The sequence below is a fragment of the Spirosoma sp. genome (assembly GCF_048594605.1).
Lineage (GTDB): Bacteria > Bacteroidota > Bacteroidia > Cytophagales > Spirosomataceae > Spirosoma.
On record NZ_JBMDWV010000108.1, the window covers coordinates 1 to 20,883 of the forward strand.

The following is a 20,883-nucleotide window of genomic DNA, read 5'->3' on the forward strand; positions in this document are numbered from 1 at the left end:
AGAGGTTTCTTTATATTTCGTCGACATGTCGCGCCCCGTGGCTTTCATGACTTTAACGACGGCATCGAGTGATATTTTCTGAAAAGACGCTGCTCCGGACGTAGCGAGTAAAAAAGCATTGTAGGCTTTTACGGCCCCCATGGCGTTACGTTCGATGCACGGAATCTGTACATAGCCGCCGATGGGGTCGCAGGTCATGCCTAAATGGTGTTCGATAGCTATTTCTGCGGCTGCTTCAATTGGGCCAACGTCTGGTACGCCCTGGGTGCACCGGGTTAGAAAAGCAGCCCCCATTGCTGATGCCGTGCCCACTTCGCCCATACAGCCCATTTCGGCGCCCGAAATACTGGCATTCTGTTTAACCAGAAACCCGATGACGGCAGCCGCCAGCATACCCGAACGTAGCGTAGCTCTATCGTAGTGAAAATGGTGCTTACCCAGATACGTTAAGCCCGGAATAACGCCTGACGCGCCCGATGTTGGAGCCGTTACCACAATACCACCCGCAGCATTTTCTTCCGAAGCCGCCAGGCAATACGCATTCAGAAAAATCAGGAAACTATCCGACGACTGGCTCATTTCCTTAGCCTGCTGAAACAGAATTGGTGCCTTACGGCTCAGTTTTATGGATCCGGGCAACGTTCCCTTATGCCGAAGCCCCCGCCGAACGGCTTTATGCATAAAGTCCAGAATCTGGTCGATTCGCTGGTTTACCTCTGGTTTGCTACGTCCGGTCAGGGCCATTTCGTTGGCCATCAATAAATCATCAAGAATAAGTTCATGCTCTGCAAGCTGGGCCTTCAATTCACTCATGGTGCTATACGGATACGGTACGTCCTGCCTGCTGCCAACGGTCTCGGGTTCGCCTTTTCGGATGATAAACCCGCCCCCAATCGAATAGTACTCTTCTTCGGCCAGGGTCTCGTCTCCAGCAGTTAAACGTAACACCATTGTATTGGCATAAGGAGAAGCATATCGTTTTCGCTCGAAATGAAGGTGTTGCGGACCAACGCTGATAGCTTGATTGCCTATCGATACGGGATACGTAGCGTTAGCATCGCGCAGAAGCTTCAGCAATGCGTCGGGGTCTGTGGTTTCGGGCTGCCAGCCTAACAGCCCAGCTACAATAGCTCGGTCGGTGCCGTGACCTTTGCCAGTTGCACTCAGTGAACCGTAAAGATGAATATGAATAGCATCGGCACGCTGCTGTACATCAGAAGGTAACGTAGCAAGCCGCTGCTGAAAATCAAAGGCGGCTTTCATCGGCCCGATGGTATGCGAACTCGATGGCCCCGGCCCAACTTTAAACAAGTCGAAAACGGAGGTCGTAATGGGGGAAGACGTCATTGCTGATGAATGGTTAGAATTGCGTACCTAAATTGATCAATATGAATGATGACTAATCTGCCCCCACCTGTTTGCAGAATACGTAGTTAATTGCTAATGGCGTGCAGCCAGGATGTCATGATCGCACAACTGAACCTGATTCAGCCATAAGTAACGTAATAACATGACTCTATCGGTTATTCACGTTATCCAAAGCTCGTATCTGTTCCAGGTACGCGGTAGGTAACAGAATACGTTGGACGACAGACCGTAAGCCCACGGCGTTTAGTAGGCCATATAAGCCAAGAGAATAGGTCAGCAGGGGTTTTTGGGGTAAGTCCACCAGTCGGCTAACCTGTTTAGGAACCAGCATGGCCTGTACCTGACGAAGCAAATCGTACCGCCAGCTTCCCAACTGTTCCCGATACCGCTGAAAAAGTTTGTCTGTGTAATCGCTATGAGCTAAGTCCTGGTTCAGGTGTTTCTGCCGGTCAATTTGCCATTCGGCATACGTAGCAGGCAAATCTGGGACGTGCATGCCAGCCCCAACCTCCCGAAACGTATGAAACAATTCTTCGCGTTCGGCATTCGTTAGCGGGCGATGAAGAGTTTCGTAAGCGCGTTCCGAATAATCGATTAGCATGTACAACACATCACGATACGCCCAGTCTGGAATTGAATAGCCCCGTTTTTGCTCGACACCTTCATGAATGGCACCCATGCGGGCAACCGTTTTTCGCGCTTTTTCATCGGACTGAAAGACAATTTCCTGTGCATAACGTACCGTCGAAAACAAACGGGCAATTGGATCAGCGGGTAGTTTCCCCGTGAAAAACAGCCAGTCTACCGCCTTGTTGAGGGCGAACTCAGCAGCCGACCCAGCAAACACTAATAATATGACGTCGGAGTCGCCCCAGATCTGGCGGACGATAGAACCACGTTTTACGAAATAAGCCATTGGTGAAGACACGTCAGTTAAGCCTTACTAACTAGGCTGAAAATCAAACTTCTTAAGTAACGTCAATTTTATGATAATCATCAGACGTCCGGTATAGTTTCTTTTTGAAAAACGCGAAAAGTAAAACTCGGATTCCCTTAACCGGCAACTTTTCAAACCGGTAACGGGGGCGCTCTAACTAATTCTCTATGAAGAATTTCTAATAACTATTAGACCACAAAGCGTCCGGAAAGAAATAGAATTCTCACGCTGATCTTCTTAGTAACGTATTAGTTTTGATGAAAAATATACCAGAACTGAGCGCTACTCCACTACTGTCAAGCCATGCAGAAAAATTCCACGAATACATCAACCAGATTAGTTTATAGACTCGGATCGGTCGGTCAATATGCATTAAAAGTCGGTTTGTTTGGCATCGGCCTGGAAGCGTATTGGGCGCAATTTGACGGGTTACAAGCCCGATTGCAAGGCTATCTAGGAGAGTTGGCAACAAAGATGCAGCGGCCAGAGGTCGATATTGTCAACCTGGGTTTGGTTGATACGCCCGAAAAAGCCATGGTAGCGGGGCATCAGTTTCGGCAGGCCGACGTCGACATTATTTTCTTATACGTAACGACCTATGCTCTCTCGTCAACGGTATTACCGGTCGTACGTCGGGCGAAGGTACCGGTCATTGTGCTAAATCTGTCACCCGAGCCATCCATCGACTATGCGTGGTTTAATAGCCTGGAAGACCGCACGCGCATGACGGGCGAATGGCTGGCATACTGCTCGGCCTGTCCGGTACCCGAAATTGCTTCAGTATTTAAGCGGTCAGCTATTCCGTTCTATCAGGTTACGGGTATGCTGCACGATGATCCCGAAGCCTGGACCGAAATCGATGAATGGATTGAAGCTGCTCGCGTAGCTAACGTAATGGCACACAACCGGTTGGGCGTAATGGGCAATTATTACGGCGGTATGCTCGACATTTATTCGAACCTGACACTGCACAGCGCTACGTTTGGCGGCCACATTGAAATGGTGGAGGTGGATCAGCTTTCGGCGATACGTCAGGAGGTGACCGAGGCTGAAACAAAACAGCAAGTCGAGCTCTTTTTTGAGGCATTCGATATTCAACCGGACTGCACAATCGCTGAGCTAAACCGGGCGGCTCGTACGTCGGTTGCGCTCGACCGCCTGGTTAATGAGCTTCAACTGGGTTCGCTGGCGTATTATTACAAAGGAACCGGTAACCGGAATGCTGGGCCTACTCTTAACGAAGACACCATCAGTTCGGTGATTTTAGGCAGTTCATTGCTGACTGCCAACGGCGTACCTGTTGCTGGCGAATACGAAGTGAAGAATGTCCAGGCAATGAAAATTATGGATGCATTTGGGGTAGGTGGATCATTTACTGAGTACTACGCTATGGATTTCCGCGACGACGTAGTATTGATGGGCCATGATGGGCCGGGGCACATTGCCATTGCGGAAGGGAAAACCAAAGTACGTCCGCTTTACGTCTATCATGGTAAAGTAGGCAGTGGTTTATCGGTAGAAATGTCAGTCAAACATGGGCCTGTTACGTTGTTGTCGGTAGTAGAGACGCTCGATGGGAAGATACAATTGCTGATGGCCGAAGGAGAATCTGTACCAGGGCCTATTCTGGAAATTGGCAATACGAACAGCCGTTATCGCTTTTCGATCGGTGCCCGACGGTTCGTCAATGATTGGAACAGTCACGGTCCGGCGCACCACTGTGCGGTAGGAGTAGGGCACATTGCCAGCAAGCTCAAAAAACTTGGTGAATTGCTGGGTGTTGTCGCTATTCAAGTCTGCTAATACCTTGGGAAAGCCGTTATTTGTCAATGAGTCAACTCTGTGTAGCTACTCCCAAATTGGTGGGTAAACCGTCAAGACTGACTAAATTTTTCTCCTGAATGTAATCCAATAAGCCCTCTTCCCCTTTTTTCTCGGCCCAATTGAAGTGAATATCGCGTTCGCCGATGTAGTCAAACAGAGGCACGCCAAAACCGCAGGAAGTTTGTACCAACTCAACATCAGCTACAATAATCTGCCGGGTACTTGGATAAACATGGAAGTGCGGTGCATATGTATCCCATGCTGCTGTATTTGGCAGTACCGTAAATCCTTTTCCATATAAACGAAGAATATTGGGAGCACCTTCAAATGAACAAAACATGAACGTAATACGGCCATTTTCAAGCGTATGTGCTGATGTTTCGTTGCCGCTGCTAATCAAATCCATATAGGCAACCTGATTGTCGCCCAAAACCCGGAAGCAATCGAGGCCTTTAGGGGATAAGTTAATATGACCGTCGGCGCTCAATGGCGCGGTACTGACGAAAAAAATATGCTGCTTTTCGATAAACTCTCTGTGAGCGGATTTGATAGATTCGTGAAACTTACCCATAGCTTTAGCAGTATAAGGAATAGTATAGTAAACGATATAGCCTGCCAAATTTATTGAAAATGGCAGGCTACAGGAATCGTCTATTTAGTTAGTGGTACGTATCAGGATTCGATAAATCGAATCAACGAATATGTCTAATGCGCAACTTCGGTATGTTTAAACCGGTAGATGTCCAGGATTGGCACTAAATCGTCGAGCGTAACTTCCATATCCTTGAGTTGCCCGTTGGCAAGATCGTACACCCAGCCATGCACTTTAATATCCTGACTTTCAAATAAACGCTTCTGGACAAACGACAGCTTCATTACGTTCATACACTGCTCCCGTACGTTCAACTCGACTAGCCGCCGATGTCTGGCTTCGGGGTCTTCAAGGGCGTCAAGCTCATCGCGATACGTACGATAGACGTCCTGTATGTTACGTAGCCAGGTATTCATATAGCCGAAATCATCATGGGTAGTAGCGGCCTTGACACCACCGCATCCGTAATGCCCACAAACGATAACGTGCTTAACCTTCAAACTCTCAACGGCATACTGTAACACTGCCAGCGAGCTAATGTCGTTGTTGGGGACCAGATTGGCGATGTTGCGATGAATGAACACGTCTCCTGGTTTAATACCCATAAAAGCGTCGGGTGATACCCGGCTATCCGAACAGCCAATGTAAAGAAATTCGGGAGCCTGGCTTTCTGCCATTTGTGAGAAATAGGTAGGATCGAGTTGTAGTTGCTTCTGCACCCATTCCTTGTTATTGGTGAACACCTTATCGTACAGATTCATAAGCTAATCATGGTTTTGGTTTAAACTAATACGTGCCATAAAGATTCCTTTCGACCGTTTCTCCTTCTCGTGTCAGCTTTATGAGCAGATAAGGGAACTTATCTAGTTGGATTCAGGTCACCTAATGACCGAAAAGTAATATAAAAAACCGTTAGAGCATTTATGTGTTCATTAGAATCTATTCTATGAACAAACTAGTCGGTTACCTGACCAGTAGCACGCGATTCTTCTCGTGAAAAATCACTCACTCAACACGGCTTGCGCGTGTTGTCTTGAAAGTCAGACGTTACGCTTCTAACATGTTTGGGCAATATTAGCACATTTCCGCCTGCATTTAATTAGAATTTAATTAGAGAGGGTTGGGCATCAAAAAGCCAGCCCTTATTTGAGCTGGCTTTGCAGTTAGTTAATCTTTAAGACGGCCATGAAGGCTTCCTGGGGTATTTCCACGTTTCCGACCTGTCGCATCCGTTTTTTACCTTTCTTCTGCTTTTCAAGCAGTTTACGTTTCCGGGAAATATCACCGCCATAACATTTGGCCAATACGTCCTTACGTAGTGCTTTTACCGTTTCACGAGCAATGATCTTCTGCCCGATTGCTGCCTGAATGGCAATCTCAAATTGCTGCCGGGGCAATAATTCGCGGAGTTTCTCACAGAGTTTCTTGCCCCATTCATACGCTTTATCGCGGTGAACGATCGCGGAGAGAGCATCTACGCGATCGCCGTTGAGCATAATATCAAGCTTGACCATAGTCGATTCCCGGTTACCGATGAATTCATAGTCAAGGGAAGCGTACCCACGCGAGATGGTCTTGAGTTTATCGAAAAAGTCAAATACAACCTCAGCCAGGGGCATTTCAAACTGTAGCTCCACTCGGTCCTGCGTCAGATAAACCTGATTTTTGAGCAGACTACGTTTATCCATACAAAGACCGATAATGGCACCTACATATTCGGATTTGGAGATGATCTGAGCCTTGATAAATGGTTCTTCAATCCAGCTAATGGTGCTAGGATCAGGCATTTCGGCAGGAGCTGATACGATCAGGGTTTCATCTTTGGTTGTAACGACTTCAAAACGTACCGACGGAACGGTGGTGATTACAGTCATGTCAAACTCTCTCTCCAGGCGTTCCTGTACAATTTCCATGTGCAGCATACCCAGAAAACCACATCGGAAACCAAATCCCAGAGCTGCCGACGTTTCGGGTTCCCAAACCAGCGCGGCATCGTTGAGCTGAAGTTTTTCCATCGCTTCCCTCAGATCTTCGAACTCGCTGGTTTCTACAGGATAAATACCGGCAAAGACCATGGGTTTTACTTCCGAAAATCCTTGAATGGGTTGAGTTGCTGGTCGTTCGAGCGACGTAATGGTGTCACCAACTTTAACCTCCTTAGCTACTTTGATGCCCGAAATGAGGTAGCCCACATCACCACATTCTATTACGTTTTTAGGGACTTGTTCCAAGCCTAACGTACCAACTTCATCCGCTATGTATTCCCGGCCGGTGTTCATGAACTTAACCTTGTCGCCTTTGCGAATGCGGCCATTTTTGACCCGGAAGATAACTTCAATGCCACGGTAGGAATTAAAGTGCGAGTCGAAAATCAAAGCCTGCAGTGCACCATCTGGATCACCTTTGGGAGCTGGGATACGTTCAACAATGGCCGCCAGAATTTCTGGCACACCGATACCTTCTTTGCCACTGGCCGGAATGATTTCATCGCGATTGCAGCCGAGCAGGTCAACCATTTCGTCCTTAACTTCTTCGGGCATGGCACCCGGCAGGTCAATTTTGTTCAAAACCGGAATAATGACCAGGTCATTATTCATCGCCAGGTACAAGTTTGAAATAGTCTGGGCTTCAGTGCCCTGTGATGCGTCAACGAGCAACAGAGCGCCCTCACAGGCCGCAATCGAGCGCGACACTTCATAGGAAAAGTCCACGTGACCCGGTGTATCGATCAGGTTGAGTGTGTAGATCTCCCCTTTGTAGGTATAATTCATCTGGATGGCGTGACTCTTAATTGTAATGCCACGTTCCCGCTCCAGATCCATGTCGTCCAGCAATTGGGCCTGCATATCCCGGGCTCCAACAGTCTTGGTAAATTCTAATAATCGGTCGGCAAGTGTGCTTTTGCCGTGATCAATATGGGCAATAATGCAAAAATTACGAATATGTTTCACGCTGGAATAACGGAGGATTCTTTACAGATAGAAGGCTACACTGCGCTCTATTGAATAAACCGCAAAAATACGCAAAAAAGTCCGGGGTTAGGTAAGTTGATGTGTACCAGAAAAAACAAACGCCGGTCTCATCGTGGAGCCGGCGTGTTCAATTACACTTCATCAACAAACTAAAATCGTTTACCGGCATATTACCGGGCCGCTTGTGCGGTCAAATAAGCTGTAGGAGGGGGACTCGAACCGCCCACGGTGCAGTTAGCTACAGTACAACATCTGGTGGTCAACCCCAGTCGCCACGAGGGCGGCATTATGCTGCGTTTATCCTTTATCACCACCCCCGAGACAGGAGGGCACGTCTGCCAATTTCGACATCCTACAGTGTGAGGAAACAAATATCAAGAAGATCGGCGTGCTGACCCCGCACGATCAACTTGACAATACAAAGTTAATACGTTCTGGAGTATTATTGCAAATTTTACATAAAAATTTCTTAAAATTTATATAAATAATAAATAAAGGGTAGTTTTGTTGAGATTCATCAAAAAAAAGCTAAAATGACTGAGAAAAATTTAGAAATTGATAATACTGACCTAAAGATACTGAGTTTGCTGATGCAGGATGCCAATATGGCTTATACTGAAATCGGAAAACGAATCTTTGTGTCGGGAGGTACGGTTCATGTCCGAATGAACAAATTAAAACAAATGGGCATTGTTCGTGGCTCGCAACTGGTAATTGATCATGCCAAACTAGGTTGGGATATTAGCGCATTTTTGGGAATTTATCTGGACAAAAGCTCACTTTATGAAGAAGTATCCAGGCAACTGGAAAAAATTCCAGAGGTCGTCAATGCCCATTATACAACCGGCATTTATAGTATTTTTGCGCGAATAGTTTGTCGGGATACCCAACACCTACGGGAGGTATTACACGATAAAATACAGAAAGTGGCTGGTATTCAACGTACTGAGACGTTTATTTCTCTCGAAGAAAGTATTAATCGACCGATTCCTTTTGCTGAGGGAAAAGAACAGGGGGCGTAGAGCAACCGGGATGGTATAGGATAACACATGAGTAATAGAACGTCTGCCTTCTGGTCCATTCCCTTGCTCCTGAACCCAAAACGTTCTTCTCTACGTTATATCTCCCAATAAACACAAATTCATGCAACCCAAAATTCACGCAACTACTGTAGTAGGTATCCGGCACAATGGGCACGTAGCGCTTGCTGCCGATGGACAGGCTACTATGGGCAGTACCATTGCAAAAAGTAACGTTCGCAAAGTCCGCGTACTCATGGGCGGGAAAGTGCTGGCTGGCTTTGCTGGTTCGACTGCCGATGCTTTTACGCTTATTGAACGTTTCGAAGAAAAATTAAATGCCTACGGGGGAAATCTTAAACGGGCGGCCATTGAACTGGCAAAAGACTGGCGGACAGACCGTTATCTGCGTAAACTCGAAGCTATGCTTATTGTGGCTTCTAAAGAGGATATGCTGTTAGTGTCCGGCACGGGCGATGTCATTGAACCTGATCATGATGTGGCTGCAATTGGTTCGGGAGGTATGTATGCACAATCGGCAGCCCTCGCTTTAAAGAAACATGCAGCTAACCTCTCTGCTGAGGAAATGGTGCGGGAAAGTATGCACATTGCGGCCGATGTCTGCATTTATACAAACCATAATTTGGTAGTTGAAACGTTATAAATATAAGGAGACGTAGTGGCCCGATGAACTCCCTGGTTTTACCTGTTCTTTTCTATATTTACCACAGGTAGATAACGTTATGAGAATACCCAATCGATTTGCTCCCAGACTGATGAACCGGCGTATTACGTTAGGGTTTATTTCGGCTATGGTACTGATTGCATCTGGGTTCGCGATATCGTTTTATAGTTATAATAAATACAACGAGGATACGCAACGGGTACGTCGTACTTATGAGGCAGTAGCTGCTATCCAGGAGGTCCTTTCGCTGGTGAAAGATGTTGAAACCAGTTCACGGGGTTACGTTATTACCAGAGATACAACGTATCTGGAACCATACCGAAAGGCGCTTCAATTGTTGCCCGGCCAGCTAAAGCAACTGCAAACTCTTTATAATGATAATCAGAACCAGGTTCGGAATTGGCTTGAACTCGAAAAGCTGATTCAACGTAAACTAGAGGCATCAGGAACTCGTCTGGAAATCGGGATCAGCGATAAAAAAAATCTGGCTGTCAGTAAGGAAAGCAAGCGTAGGATGGACGTTCTTAGGCGGCACGCGGCCATGATGATAACTACTGAGCAGGCATTGATGGCGATGAGAAATCACCAGGCTGAGCGTTCCTTTCGAAATACGCTCCTGGTTGTTTTTGCGTTGTCGATGTTAACCTTCGTTGTCCTGGTAGTATCTTATCGTCTGCTTGAGCAGGAATTAAAATGGCGTCAGCAGAACGAAGACCAGCTTCGGGCCTACGAAGCTCAGTTGAAAGGGCAGATCCGGCAACTGGAAGCTTCGAACGAAGAGCTGGAGCGATTTGCCTTTGTCGCCAGCCATGATTTACAGGAGCCCCTGCGTAAGATTCAATCGTTTGCCAATCTGATTACCGACCGGTATGGAAATCTGTTTGATAATGACAGTACCATGTTTATGGGGAAGATTTCGACATCGGCGGAGCGAATGTCCAAACTCATTAAAGATTTACTTAATTTCTCTCGAATCTCCCATCATCAGGAAACTTTCAAACCTGTACAGTTAAGTGAAATTATCCAGCGTATTCTCGATGATCAGGAACTACGTATCAAAGGATTGGATGTACAGGTAGATATTGGGCCGTTGCCCGCAATTGAGGCCGTTGCCAGTCAAATGGACCATTTGTTTAACAATCTGATTTCCAATGCGCTTAAGTTTATAAGGACGGATGTACAACCAATACTACGTATTCACTCCCGAAGTGTTGGCGGAAAGGCATACGAGGGGCTTAGTCCAGACCTTCGCTACGTAGAAATTACCGTCGAAGACAATGGCATCGGATTTGATGAAAAATATTTAGGCCACATTTTCAAAGTTTTTCAACGATTACATGGCAAAAGTGCCTTTGAAGGAACTGGTATAGGATTAGCAATCTGCAAGCGGGTGGTTGTGTATCATCATGGTTACATTACAGCTCATAGCCAGCCTAATAAAGGGACAACATTTATAGTCGTTTTGCCAGAAAGTCAATCATTACAAAATTATGACCGACCAACTTCAGCCGAAGCCTATTCATATCCTGCTAGTTGACGACGACGAAGACGACCGTTACCTAACAAAAGAGGCTTTCCATCAGCATTACCCATCCAGCCGCATTTCGTTCGCGGAAGATGGGGAAGACTTGTTGGATTTTCTGAAATATGAAGGGCGTTACGCCGGGGCTACCCACACCTTGCCTGAGCTTATTTTGCTAGACCTCAATATGCCCCGTAAAGACGGACGTGAAGTTCTGCGCGAACTAAAAGCCAGCGAAAATCTAAGGCACATACCTATTGTGGTGCTCACCACTTCCGATTCAAAAGACGATATTGAAACGTCCTACTTCAATGGAGCCAATAGCTTTATTACCAAACCCCCAACGTTTCAGCGGCTTAGTGAAGTGACAAGAGCTATTGGACAATACTGGTTTAATGTCGTAACCGTCTGCGAGCACATGAACGATGAGTAATTTTGTGGTTACGGTTTTAAGGCTCTCAGTACTGTCTGCGGCCTGAAATCGTAACCCTGCAACTTACCCCTTCTATTTTCCTGTCATTCTAACCAGCCCGGCAAAAACTTTCTCCAGTTCACTCGTCACCACCCGGTTTTGGCCGGGTGTAAATTTGTTAACGAGTATGCAGAAGCTCATTCGTTCACCGTCGGCCGCGGTAAAGTAACCCGCATAGGCACGAACCCCCTCGATTGAGCCACTTTTGGCTCGAATATTACCTGCTGCTGCTGTACGTTTTGCCAGACTACGTACCGTTCCTGTTTGTCCTACAATCGGAATGCTTTCATAGAAAGCTGAAAATGCTTTATCCCGCCCCATTACACTCAGAATATTGGTCATGTTATCAGCGGTGAGGGCACCAACTGCCGACAGTCCGCTGCCATCCCTGATTCGAAAGCCATCCAGATTAATTCCTTTGGTTTTCCAATACTTTGTCAGTACATCCAGACTGTTGTTCGTAGATCGAACCGTTTTATCCAGAGCCATAGTCGTGGTACGTAGCAAGGCTTCGGCGTAAAGATTAATACTCTGAAAATTTGTCTGCTGAACTAACTCTGCTAAGATTGGGGATTTATGCTGACTCAGTACGGTTCGTTTACCCATTCCTGGCACAGTCGTTGCCAATCCGCCACCGATAGAGGTTGGGGAATTGCTAATCGTTACATTAGCCTGAATAAGCTGGTTTTGAAGCGCGTAAGCGGTAAAGAAAGCGGGGTCGGGAAGGGCGCCTTTCACACTAAATTCGTTGGCAGGTTCGCCCATCGGTACTTTGCCCGTCAGCCATTGCTGATTCTGAAACGGCGCTCCGATAATATTGACCTGATCGCCGGTATTGGCTGCGTCGGTCAAGACAGTATTCCGGAAAGACATATAGGGTAGAACCGGATCGGTACGTAGTACAGTAGCCGGTGCGTTGATTGATTTTCCGGGTCTGAAAAAAATCCGATACAGGTTTTCGTTGATGTTCAGTGCACTCAGGCTGGCACCGTAATAGTTACCCAGATCACCATAAGGCCAGGTCTCAGGCGTAGTCAAATCGTTATAAAGACTGGCGTCACCCACAATGGCTCCCCGAATTCGGCGAATACCAGCCGCTCGAACGGCATCCGACCAGCTTTTTAACAGCGCCGACAGATCGTAATAATTGGTAAAACGCCAACTACCCAGCGAGGGGTCGCCAGTTCCCCGAATGTATAGATTACCAGTCAACGTACTGTCTTTTAAGGAGCCGTCGTATTCGAGCGCAGTAGTATAAGTATAGTTAGGTCCTAGTACGGATAGAGCTGTCGCCGTAGTAATCAATTTAAGGGTTGAAGCTGAGGGCAGACTCTGGCGAGCATTGTAGCCAATAAATTCTTGACCATCTCTGACTCGCCTAACCGATAGGGCAACGGTTCCAAATCGAGCGACCGGATTTGATTGAAACGCGTCTACCAGCTTGATTATGTGCTGAATAGCAGCTGAATCGGCAGGCCGTGGGCTCTGTGGAAAAGTGAGTATAGGGATGCTGTAACAAAGTAGGAAAGTAACCGAAAGAATAAATAAATAAGAATGAGAACGGTGAATAAAGCGCATTTGGAGACAGTTAGGCGATTCGAAGGCTATTTCTTACCTTTGCAAACTTACAGAATAAACACCACCCACTTGCTTTAAACGGACCTTCACAGAGCACCAAATACACGACATCGATTAGTTAAAGTTGCACGCATGAAATTATCATTTCTGGGGGCGGCCCGGCAGGTAACAGGTAGTATGTACCTGCTGGAATTGGAGGATGGTTACCGCATCCTCATTGACTGTGGTTCCGATCTGGAACGGTCTGGGCCACGCGAGGCCAGTTCGAACGGTCAGACAGCCCCCGTCGTTACTCATCCAGGATTCTTTCCGTTTGAGGCTTCTAGTATAAATTTAGTTCTTCTGACCCATGCTCACGTCGATCATTCGGGTAACCTGCCCAATTTATTTCGGGAAGGCTACGAAGGTCAGATTCTTTGCACCGAGCCTACGTTTGCGCTGGCTAACGTACTGCTTACGGATGCTGCGTCGCTTAATCAGAAGCGTATCAATGAGCTGAATGCCAGCAAAAAACAACGGGTGAAGGAGCGACAGTTACAAATGCAGAAAGACCTGTATCTTGACAAGCAGGTTCGTGACGCAATGGAAAATGTCGTACCTATCGGCTTCAATCGGAAGTTTAGAGTTACCGATGGAGTCGACGTAACGTTCATCCCGGCAGGACACTTATTAGGGGCGGCTCATATCCTGATCAACGTAGTGGAAAACGGTGAACGCAAAAGCATCTGTTTTTCAGGCGATATCGGGCGTAAAAACTATCCTTTGCTGGTGGATCCGGCTCCTGTACCTCCCGTCGATTATTTAATCTGCGAGAGTACGTATGGAAATCGACTGCACGAAAACACGATGTCTCCCGAAGATGCGCTAGCCGATGTAATTCAGCGGACCTGCATTGATATTCCGGGGCGGCTGATTATTCCATCGTTCAGCGTAGGCCGGACCCAGGCGCTGCTATACACCTTGAATCGGCTGTATACAGAGCGGAATTTCCCGCCAATTAAAGTCTTTTCCGATAGTCCAATGGGCTATGAAAGCACCAAAATTTATTTGAAGCATGTAAAAATGCTGAATGGTGAGGCCAGGGAGTTCTATAAAGAAAACGAAACCCTGTTCGACTTTGAGAACTTCCAGTTTCTTGAATCATCGAAAGCCAGCAAAGCTGTTTCGAATTATGGCGAGCCGTGCATTATCATTTCCTCATCAGGGATGGTACAGGGTGGACGAGTTGAATACCACGTAGCAGAGAATATCAGCAATCCATACGCTACTATTCTCATTATCGGTTATTGTGCCGAAGGAACACTTGGCTGGCGTTTACTTAATGGGCAGCAAACACTTAGCATTAAGGGGAAAGACCATCAGGTGTTAGCTAACATTGAAAAAATCGATGTATTCAGCGGACACGGTGATCGGAATGACCTGATAAATTTTGTGGGAATGCAATCGCCCGAAACGCTCAAACGGATTTTTCTGGTGCATGGCGAATATGAAAGCATGGAATCCTTTCGAGACACACTGGCCGAAGAAGGTTATCCGCAGGTGATCATTCCAAAGAAAGGCGAAAGCTTTGAACTTTAAGGAGCAAATGAAAGAGCGGAAGAATACCACTTTCCTGTCTTTCTCCTCCCATTTATTATGAGAACATACCTTGATTTCGAAAAGCCCATTGCCGACCTTGAGGCACGGTTGGAAGAAACTAAAAAGTTAGCTCAGAGCAGTAATGTTGACGTTACGGAAGCTGTCAATATCCTTGAGCAAAGTATTGATAAACTGCGTCGGGAGATTTTTCAGAATCTGACACGATGGCAGCGGGTTCAGTTATCGCGCCACCCCGACCGGCCTTATACACTCGATTATATTTCGCTGATGTGCGACCAGTTTATCGAGCTTCACGGCGACCGAACCGTTCGCGATGATCCGGCAATGGTGGGTGGGTTCTGCCAGTTGGGCGATCAGACCGTTATGATTATCGGCCAGCAGAAAGGACGTAACACCAAACAACGGCAGCACCGGAACTTTGGCATGCCCAACCCGGAGGGGTATCGGAAGGCGCTACGTTTGATGCGACTGGCCGAAAAATTTAATAAACCAATCATTACGATGATTGACACGCCGGGAGCCTTCCCCGGTCTGGAAGCAGAAGAGCGTGGACAGGGCGAAGCTATTGCGCGTAACCTGAAAGAAATGTTTATGCTGACCGTACCGGTTATTTGCATCATCATTGGTGAAGGTGCCTCCGGTGGCGCCCTAGGTATTGCCATTGGCGACCGGGTTTGGATGCTGGAGAATACCTGGTACTCCGTTATTTCTCCCGAAAACTGTTCAACGATTCTCTGGCGTAGCTGGAATTTTAAAGAGCAGGCGGCTGAAGCTATGAAATTAACAGCCCGCGATATGCAACTCAACAAGCTTGTGGATGAAATTGTGGAAGAACCGATCGGTGGAGCACACAACGACCATCAGGCAATGGCTAATCACCTAAAATCGGTTATTATCGATGCACTGGCCGAACTGAATGCCATTGATCCTCAGGAACGTATCAACCAACGTATCGAAAAATTCTGCTCAATGGGCGTTGTTGTTGAATAAAGTAACTTATCAAATTAATTCTTACTGCTGGTTTTAAAGACAAAGGAAGTTTTCGTAGACTTCCAATGGGTATTTATTGATATGATAGAAAAAAAACAATCTTTTGTCTATTATGGATTAATCGCAGTTACGTTTTTTTTATTACTCTATTTTTCGATAACACTGCAAGCGAGAGGAGACGAAAGCGCTGGTTATCTGACTTCGTTCTTTCAGGCTTATTCGAAGTGGCCCGCGTTGGATACGAGTCCGGCTTGGGCAATTTCTTCCTTCTATTTATGGATTGTTGCCGGGCTACAGGCTATTCTGGCTAACCTGGGGCTCTTAGGCCAATTTTTGTTGCCATCAGGCCGAATCGTTGCGCTGATTTGCTGGCTGATTTTGGCCTACATCCATGTTAAAAATGGCAAACATAAAGCGCTAGCCATTCTTTTCAATCCTTACGTACTGATTTACGCAAGCCGTGCACATCCGCTTCTGCCGGGTATTTTGCTCTTCTATATTTTCTGGGTGTTGATTAACCGGAATAAACAAATCGGTTTGTTGTTTCTGTTATTCGCGGTGAACTTTCAGGTTTTCATTGGGGGCGCAATTGGCTTATTTATGCCTAAGTTTCCTCTCATTAAAAAAGAAATTACTCGCGCCGTAGTTTTGGGTCTGGTCGCTATTTGTGGCGTATTGATAACATGGCTTACCTGGGGGGGCGTTTATCCAGAGCAATTCGTAAATCACTATTTTTTTCAGCATACCCACGTGAACGGAAAGCCATCCTTCGGTTATCTGTTTACGGTTTTGATGCTGGCCGGCACTACGTTGTGGATAGCTGGCAACCGGACCCTGGAGGAAATAAAAGCACAAAAAAAATATTCGCTTGCCGTAATTATTGCTACAGTGTGTGGAGCTATCGTGCTTTATTTTATTGCCGACATCGTCGCAATTGCCCGTGAAGGAAGCCAGGTGATTTTCGGAAAATATTATCAGTTGGGTTGGGTTGTTGCTTACGCTGTAGTTGGTTTAGGCTGGCTCCGCGTGCATCGTGACCATTATCAATTATTTTTCGGTCTGCTCGGGTCCGCCGTATTATTAGTGACGCTTCCCTATCTTTACGAGCGAATTTCCATTTTTGCAACCGTAGTGCCCTGCTTAATCTGGTGTGGTCTTGTAAAAAAAGAAGAGCAGCACAATTACCTGCTTCTTACGGTATGTTGCCTTTTTATACTAAGTTCTATTGTCTACCAGATCTACGGTTCCCTTTGAATTAATGTTGTTTAACTGATGAAGCTATCCATAATCGTACCTGCTTACAATGAAGGAAAAACGATTGAAAGAATATTGAAAAAACTGGTAGAAATACAGCTACCGGCTCAAGTTGATAGAGAAATAATCGTTGTCAACGATTGTTCAAAGGATAATACAGAAAGTGTAGTTTCTGGCTTTATTCGGTCAAACCCCTCCATTGAAATTCAATACGTAGCGCACGCAGTTAATCAGGGTAAAGGAGCGGCTTTGCACACAGGCATCCAAAAAGCAAGCGGTGATTACCTGATTGTTCAGGATGCTGACCTGGAGTATGACCCGGAGGAATTCAATATATTGTTAAAACCCGTACTTGACGGTTTTGCTGATGTCGTATATGGTTCCCGTTTTATGGGCGGGAATGCTCACCGGATTTTGTTTTTCTGGCATACCATCGGCAACAAATTCCTGACGTTTCTGAGTAATATGTTTACTAATCTGAACCTAACGGATATGGAAACGTGCTACAAATTGTTTCGGTCAGATTTAGTAAAGCAGATTCCGCTGAAAGAAAAACGCTTTGGTTTCGAACCGGAAGTTACCGCAAAAATTTCCAAAATTCCCGGCATCCGGATCTATGAAGTAGGCATATCCTATTATGGCAGAACGTACGAGGAAGGCAAAAAAATAAACTGGAAAGATGGCTTCCGGGCCATTTACTGCATCATCCGCTATGGTCTGTTCGGTTGATCTGGCGATATGTTTTGGCTGCTTATTTTCGCGCGTTGTCTGCAAATCTAACCTTATCTTTGTTTTCTGACTCAGCTACAACCTGAACGTTACGTATGGATTCTACGCTCAATAAGGCAACGCTTAAAAATATAATTTTTGATCTTGGTGATGTTATTATTCCCATTGACCTGACAGCGCCGATGCGGAATTTTGCCGTGCTGGCCAACCTTTCTGAAGACGAGGTGGTGGCTATCTGGAAGCAGCATAACATCCTGGGCCAGTATGAAACGGGTCTGATCGACGATAATGCCTTTCGGGATCATGTACGGGAGGTGCTCAAAAACAGCACGGGCGCATCTGATCGCTGGGCGGATGAAGTCATTGATACAGCCTGGAATACCGTTCTGCTTGATATACCGGTTGAAAGGCTGGAACGTATCAAAGAATTAAAATTGAACTATCGGGTATTTCTGCTGAGTAACACGAGTGCTATTCATATTCGGCATGTCAATCAGATGTTAATCAAGCTGAATCAGCCGACATTGGAGACTCTCTTCGAGCGCGTATTCTATTCCTACGAAGTGCAGTTAATGAAACCGTCGCCGGAAATTTATCAGCACGTATTAAACGAAGCAGGGCTGACGGCTGAAGAAACGGCTTTCCTGGACGATAATGCTGCGAACATCCAGGCGGCTGCCGAGTTAGGTATTCAGGCTATACATGTACAGCCTCCCAAGACAATTTTAGACTATCTGGAAAATATATGATGTAGAATGCAGGATTAATAATTCTGCCGAGTTATGCAGCCTGTATACTACGTCGTACATCGATATGAATCAACGTACTAAAACTTACCTCCTGCACGGAGGTCTTTTTTTAATTACCCTTGTTACGACAACGCTGGCCGGAGCCGAGTGGATGTTTGGACGGTTATTTATCCCGTTTGAAGGAATGAAGCCACTGGGCTGGAGTGAGTTTGTGGCAGGTCTCCAGTTTTCTTTACCATTTCTGGCGATTCTGACAGTTCACGAGTTTGGCCATTACTTTACAGCTAAAGCCAATAAAGTACGTGTTACGTTGCCCTTTTACATTCCGCTTTGGTTAGGCATTGGTCAGAGCATCGGCACGTTGGGCGCGTTTATTCGAATTAAAGATTACATCAACAGTCGCCGTAAATATTTTGATATAGGCATTGCCGGACCGCTGGCTGGTTTTGTATTAGCTCTGGCGGTACTATGGTACGCATTTACTCATTTACCGCCACCAGAGTTTATTTTCACTATCCACCCCGAATACCAGAAATGGGGCCTCGATTATGGTAATTATGCGTACCAGAATCTCCCGGAGGGAGGAGCTGTGGGGCTGGGAGATAATTTATTATTTTACTTTTTCAAGACCTACGTAGCAGACCCGGCTCGCGTGCCACATGCATACGAGATGATTCACTATCCGTATGTACTGGCTGGTTATCTGGCATTATTTTTTACCTCGCTCAATCTGATTCCGATTGGCCAACTGGATGGCGGGCATATCCTGTACGGGCTTATTGGTCGCAAACGATTTCAGTGGGTTGCGCCGACATTATTTATTGTATTTGCGTTTTATGCAGGTTTAGGGCAGTTTAAACCATCGGACTTTGCGGTATCTTCGGACGAAGCCTTTTTTTCTGAGTTAGGGTCGTTCGGTTTATACGTATTTGTGCTGTTTCTGGCATTTTCACGAATCAGCGAAAACCGTATAACCTCACTGCTTGTTACGCTCAGCGTTGTTACGGCGCAACTGATTGTATCGTGGATACGACCCGACTTGGAGGGTTACTCCGGCTTTATGATTTTTGTCCTTGTACTGGGTCGTTTTTTAGGGGTTTATCATCCAGAAACCGAATTGGAAGAGCCTTTAGATGCAAAACGGCAAGTACTGGGCTGGATAGCTTTGCTCGTTTTTGTGCTGTGCTTTAGCCCACGTCCGTTTCTAATTGCGTAGCAATCAGATTTGATACGTTGATTTCTAAACAATCTCGTTAAAGTTTTTATCTTACAGTCTCATAATGATTCCTCTAACCTATGGGACTTTTTTCCAGACAGCTTTCTGATGCTGATCTGATGGTGGGTATCCAGGCAGGCGGTACCCAACGCCGACACTCCGAAAATAAGCTCTACGAAAAATACCAGTACCTCATCGCAGACGGTACGCGAAAGCATCGTTTGACAGAAGACGAATGCGCCAGCGTGTATTCTGACACTATGCTTACTGCTTTCGAAAGTATTGCCACTGGCAAGTTTGAAGGACGTTCCGGCTTGAAAACGTACCTATATCAAATATTTACTAACAAATGTGTTGACGCAATTCGAAAAAAGACGACTAATCGAAGTAGCGTACACGATGCTTTCTCGCTCGATGATTCGTTGATGCAATTGCCCGACGAGTCGCGGTCGATTGTACAGGCACTTGTTGCACAGAGCGATGTCGAAAAATTGAAATGGCATTTAAATGAGTTGGGCGAGAAGTGCCGCACCATGATTCTGTCGTGGGGCGAGGGGTATTCCGACGAAGAAATTGCACTAACGATGGGCTATAATTCAGCCGCTGTGGCTAAGACCAGCCGCTTACGTTGTCTGGAAAAATTACGTGAACGCTTTTCATAGCATATGATGAAAACCGATCTGGAAACAATTGAAAATTATTTGACTGGACAACTCTCATCCGAGGAGCGCACCCAGTTTGAGGCTACGTTACGTAACGACCCTGATGTAGCTAATGCTATGGCTTTTTACTTGGTAACAAAACAGACAGCTTTGCAGGAAGCGCGTGAACAACGGCGACAGGAACTTGATGCACTACGTAAGCAAAATGTACCAGCTCGGCCACTCCAGAGCGCTCCCATACGCTGGGTGGCTGCCGCCAGCCTTGTGCTTTTGCTTGGTTTAGGCTGGTATTTCTTATTTCCTACGGAATCCACGGCTGTGGCGAGCCACTTGGCGGATGAATACGTAACGGAAAATTTTATGCAACTACCGACGACTATGGATGGTATGGCTGACAGCCTGAAAATAGGTGCCGAACAATTCAATCTGGGTAAACTTGCTGAAGCGGATGCTGTTTTTCAGGCTATATTGAGCCGTCAACCCGACAATGATAGTGCGCTAAAGTATGCGGGTATTGTTTCGCTACGTCAGGGGAATTATGATAAGGCCATTACGTCGTTTCACCAATTAAGTCAACAGACTGATCTTGTTGCTAATCCGGGCACGTTTTACGAGGCCATCGCGCTGCTTAAACGTGGTCAGAAATCGGATGAAAGCAAGGCTAAACAACTGCTTGAGGAGGTCGTCAGCAAAAATCTGGAAGGCAAGCGCGAGG

Annotated in this window: 19 protein-coding genes; 13 read left to right on the forward strand and 6 right to left on the reverse strand. The window is 46.3% G+C overall.

What is annotated here, in order from left to right; genetic code table 11:
• Positions 1 to 1,347, reverse strand: a 1,347-nt coding sequence (locus ACOJS8_RS06445) for an L-serine ammonia-lyase (protein ID WP_420147714.1), incomplete at its 3' end; no start/stop codon positions are given.
• 169 nt (positions 1,348 to 1,516) lie between these two features.
• Complete coding sequence (locus ACOJS8_RS06450) at positions 1,517 to 2,284, reverse strand: oxygenase MpaB family protein (RefSeq protein WP_420147715.1); 768 nt, start codon at positions 2,282 to 2,284, stop codon at positions 1,517 to 1,519.
• 324 nt (positions 2,285 to 2,608) lie between these two features.
• Here ACOJS8_RS06450 and ACOJS8_RS06455 point away from each other — a divergent pair, with 324 nt between their 5' ends.
• Entirely contained in the window at positions 2,609 to 4,108 is a 1,500-nt protein-coding gene (locus ACOJS8_RS06455; RefSeq protein ID WP_420147716.1) for an arabinose isomerase, read from the forward strand.
• 31 nt (positions 4,109 to 4,139) lie between these two features.
• Here ACOJS8_RS06455 and ACOJS8_RS06460 read toward each other — a convergent pair whose 3' ends face one another.
• The 3 genes from ACOJS8_RS06460 to lepA all read right to left on the reverse strand — a co-directional run bounded on the left by ACOJS8_RS06460 (position 4,140) and on the right by lepA (position 7,672).
• Positions 4,140 to 4,748 carry a pyridoxamine 5'-phosphate oxidase family protein gene (locus ACOJS8_RS06460; RefSeq protein WP_420147717.1) on the reverse strand — a complete coding sequence of 203 codons (609 nt, stop codon included), beginning with the start codon at positions 4,746 to 4,748 and terminating at the stop codon, positions 4,140 to 4,142.
• Positions 4,749 to 4,834: 86 nt separating this feature from the next.
• A complete protein-coding gene (locus ACOJS8_RS06465) occupies positions 4,835 to 5,482 on the reverse strand; it encodes a carbonic anhydrase (RefSeq protein ID WP_420147718.1) in 648 nt (215 codons plus the stop codon).
• A 402-nt stretch (positions 5,483 to 5,884) separates the two neighbouring features.
• Complete coding sequence (gene lepA / locus ACOJS8_RS06470) at positions 5,885 to 7,672, reverse strand: translation elongation factor 4 (RefSeq protein ID WP_420147719.1); 1,788 nt, start codon at positions 7,670 to 7,672, stop codon at positions 5,885 to 5,887.
• Positions 7,673 to 8,226: 554 nt separating this feature from the next.
• Here lepA and ACOJS8_RS06475 point away from each other — a divergent pair.
• The 4 genes from ACOJS8_RS06475 (at position 8,227) to ACOJS8_RS06490 (ending at position 11,352) form a co-directional block, all read left to right on the forward strand.
• Positions 8,227 to 8,715, forward strand: coding sequence for an Lrp/AsnC ligand binding domain-containing protein (locus ACOJS8_RS06475; protein ID WP_420147720.1), 489 nt, complete (start codon positions 8,227 to 8,229; stop codon positions 8,713 to 8,715).
• A gap of 121 nt (positions 8,716 to 8,836) precedes the next feature.
• Entirely contained in the window at positions 8,837 to 9,376 is a 540-nt protein-coding gene (gene hslV / locus ACOJS8_RS06480; RefSeq protein ID WP_420147721.1) for an ATP-dependent protease subunit HslV, read from the forward strand.
• A 79-nt stretch (positions 9,377 to 9,455) separates the two neighbouring features.
• Positions 9,456 to 10,934 (forward strand): sensor histidine kinase, encoded by a 1,479-nt coding sequence (locus ACOJS8_RS06485; RefSeq protein WP_420147722.1) that lies wholly within the window; start codon positions 9,456 to 9,458, stop codon positions 10,932 to 10,934.
• Positions 10,888 to 11,352: a response regulator gene (locus ACOJS8_RS06490; protein ID WP_420147723.1), complete on the forward strand. Its 465-nt coding sequence runs from the start codon at positions 10,888 to 10,890 to the stop codon at positions 11,350 to 11,352. The genes ACOJS8_RS06485 and ACOJS8_RS06490 overlap by 47 nt, the downstream gene beginning before the upstream one ends.
• Before the next feature lie 72 nt (positions 11,353 to 11,424).
• Here the strand turns inward: ACOJS8_RS06490 and dacB are convergent, their stop codons facing one another.
• On the reverse strand, positions 11,425 to 12,969 hold the full coding sequence (gene dacB / locus ACOJS8_RS06495; RefSeq protein WP_420147724.1) for a D-alanyl-D-alanine carboxypeptidase/D-alanyl-D-alanine endopeptidase: 1,545 nt from the start codon (positions 12,967 to 12,969) through the stop codon (positions 11,425 to 11,427).
• A 132-nt stretch (positions 12,970 to 13,101) separates the two neighbouring features.
• Here dacB and ACOJS8_RS06500 point away from each other — a divergent pair, with 132 nt between their 5' ends.
• The 8 genes from ACOJS8_RS06500 to ACOJS8_RS06535 all read left to right on the forward strand — a co-directional run.
• Positions 13,102 to 14,547: an MBL fold metallo-hydrolase RNA specificity domain-containing protein gene (locus ACOJS8_RS06500; RefSeq protein ID WP_420147725.1), complete on the forward strand. Its 1,446-nt coding sequence runs from the start codon at positions 13,102 to 13,104 to the stop codon at positions 14,545 to 14,547.
• Positions 14,548 to 14,604: 57 nt separating this feature from the next.
• A complete protein-coding gene (locus tag ACOJS8_RS06505; RefSeq protein WP_420147726.1) occupies positions 14,605 to 15,558 on the forward strand; it encodes an acetyl-CoA carboxylase carboxyltransferase subunit alpha in 954 nt (317 codons plus the stop codon).
• 81 nt (positions 15,559 to 15,639) lie between these two features.
• The gene (locus ACOJS8_RS06510) at positions 15,640 to 16,812 is read left to right on the forward strand and encodes a hypothetical protein (protein ID WP_420147727.1); all 1,173 of its coding nucleotides are present in this window, start codon (positions 15,640 to 15,642) and stop codon (positions 16,810 to 16,812) included.
• 18 nt (positions 16,813 to 16,830) lie between these two features.
• Positions 16,831 to 17,541 (forward strand): glycosyltransferase family 2 protein, encoded by a 711-nt coding sequence (locus ACOJS8_RS06515; protein ID WP_420147728.1) that lies wholly within the window; start codon positions 16,831 to 16,833, stop codon positions 17,539 to 17,541.
• A gap of 95 nt (positions 17,542 to 17,636) precedes the next feature.
• Complete coding sequence (locus ACOJS8_RS06520; protein WP_420147729.1) at positions 17,637 to 18,290, forward strand: HAD family hydrolase; 654 nt, start codon at positions 17,637 to 17,639, stop codon at positions 18,288 to 18,290.
• A gap of 64 nt (positions 18,291 to 18,354) precedes the next feature.
• Complete coding sequence (locus ACOJS8_RS06525) at positions 18,355 to 19,506, forward strand: site-2 protease family protein (RefSeq protein WP_420147730.1); 1,152 nt, start codon at positions 18,355 to 18,357, stop codon at positions 19,504 to 19,506.
• 80 nt (positions 19,507 to 19,586) lie between these two features.
• Complete coding sequence (locus ACOJS8_RS06530; RefSeq protein WP_420147731.1) at positions 19,587 to 20,168, forward strand: RNA polymerase sigma factor; 582 nt, start codon at positions 19,587 to 19,589, stop codon at positions 20,166 to 20,168.
• Positions 20,169 to 20,171: 3 nt separating this feature from the next.
• Positions 20,172 to 20,883 (forward strand): hypothetical protein (locus tag ACOJS8_RS06535; RefSeq protein ID WP_420147732.1); only part of this gene is annotated, 712 nt, incomplete at its 3' end.

Excerpts from the sequence above, each read along its gene's own strand:
- ACOJS8_RS06450 (WP_420147715.1), bottom strand. The coding sequence starts at position 2,284 with ATGGCTTATTTCGTAAAACGTGGTTCTATCGTCCGCCAGATCTGGGGC.
- ACOJS8_RS06455 (WP_420147716.1), top strand. The coding sequence starts at position 2,609 with ATGCAGAAAAATTCCACGAATACATCAACCAGATTAGTTTATAGACTC.
- ACOJS8_RS06465 (WP_420147718.1), bottom strand. The coding sequence starts at position 5,482 with ATGAATCTGTACGATAAGGTGTTCACCAATAACAAGGAATGGGTGCAG.
- ACOJS8_RS06475 (WP_420147720.1), top strand. The coding sequence starts at position 8,227 with ATGACTGAGAAAAATTTAGAAATTGATAATACTGACCTAAAGATACTG.
- hslV (WP_420147721.1), top strand. The coding sequence starts at position 8,837 with ATGCAACCCAAAATTCACGCAACTACTGTAGTAGGTATCCGGCACAAT.
- ACOJS8_RS06485 (WP_420147722.1), top strand. The coding sequence starts at position 9,456 with ATGAGAATACCCAATCGATTTGCTCCCAGACTGATGAACCGGCGTATT.
- ACOJS8_RS06490 (WP_420147723.1), top strand. The coding sequence starts at position 10,888 with ATGACCGACCAACTTCAGCCGAAGCCTATTCATATCCTGCTAGTTGAC.
- dacB (WP_420147724.1), bottom strand. The coding sequence starts at position 12,969 with ATGCGCTTTATTCACCGTTCTCATTCTTATTTATTTATTCTTTCGGTT.
- ACOJS8_RS06500 (WP_420147725.1), top strand. The coding sequence starts at position 13,102 with ATGAAATTATCATTTCTGGGGGCGGCCCGGCAGGTAACAGGTAGTATG.
- ACOJS8_RS06505 (WP_420147726.1), top strand. The coding sequence starts at position 14,605 with ATGAGAACATACCTTGATTTCGAAAAGCCCATTGCCGACCTTGAGGCA.
- ACOJS8_RS06510 (WP_420147727.1), top strand. The coding sequence starts at position 15,640 with ATGATAGAAAAAAAACAATCTTTTGTCTATTATGGATTAATCGCAGTT.
- ACOJS8_RS06515 (WP_420147728.1), top strand. The coding sequence starts at position 16,831 with ATGAAGCTATCCATAATCGTACCTGCTTACAATGAAGGAAAAACGATT.
- ACOJS8_RS06520 (WP_420147729.1), top strand. The coding sequence starts at position 17,637 with ATGGATTCTACGCTCAATAAGGCAACGCTTAAAAATATAATTTTTGAT.
- ACOJS8_RS06525 (WP_420147730.1), top strand. The coding sequence starts at position 18,355 with ATGAATCAACGTACTAAAACTTACCTCCTGCACGGAGGTCTTTTTTTA.
- ACOJS8_RS06530 (WP_420147731.1), top strand. The coding sequence starts at position 19,587 with ATGGGACTTTTTTCCAGACAGCTTTCTGATGCTGATCTGATGGTGGGT.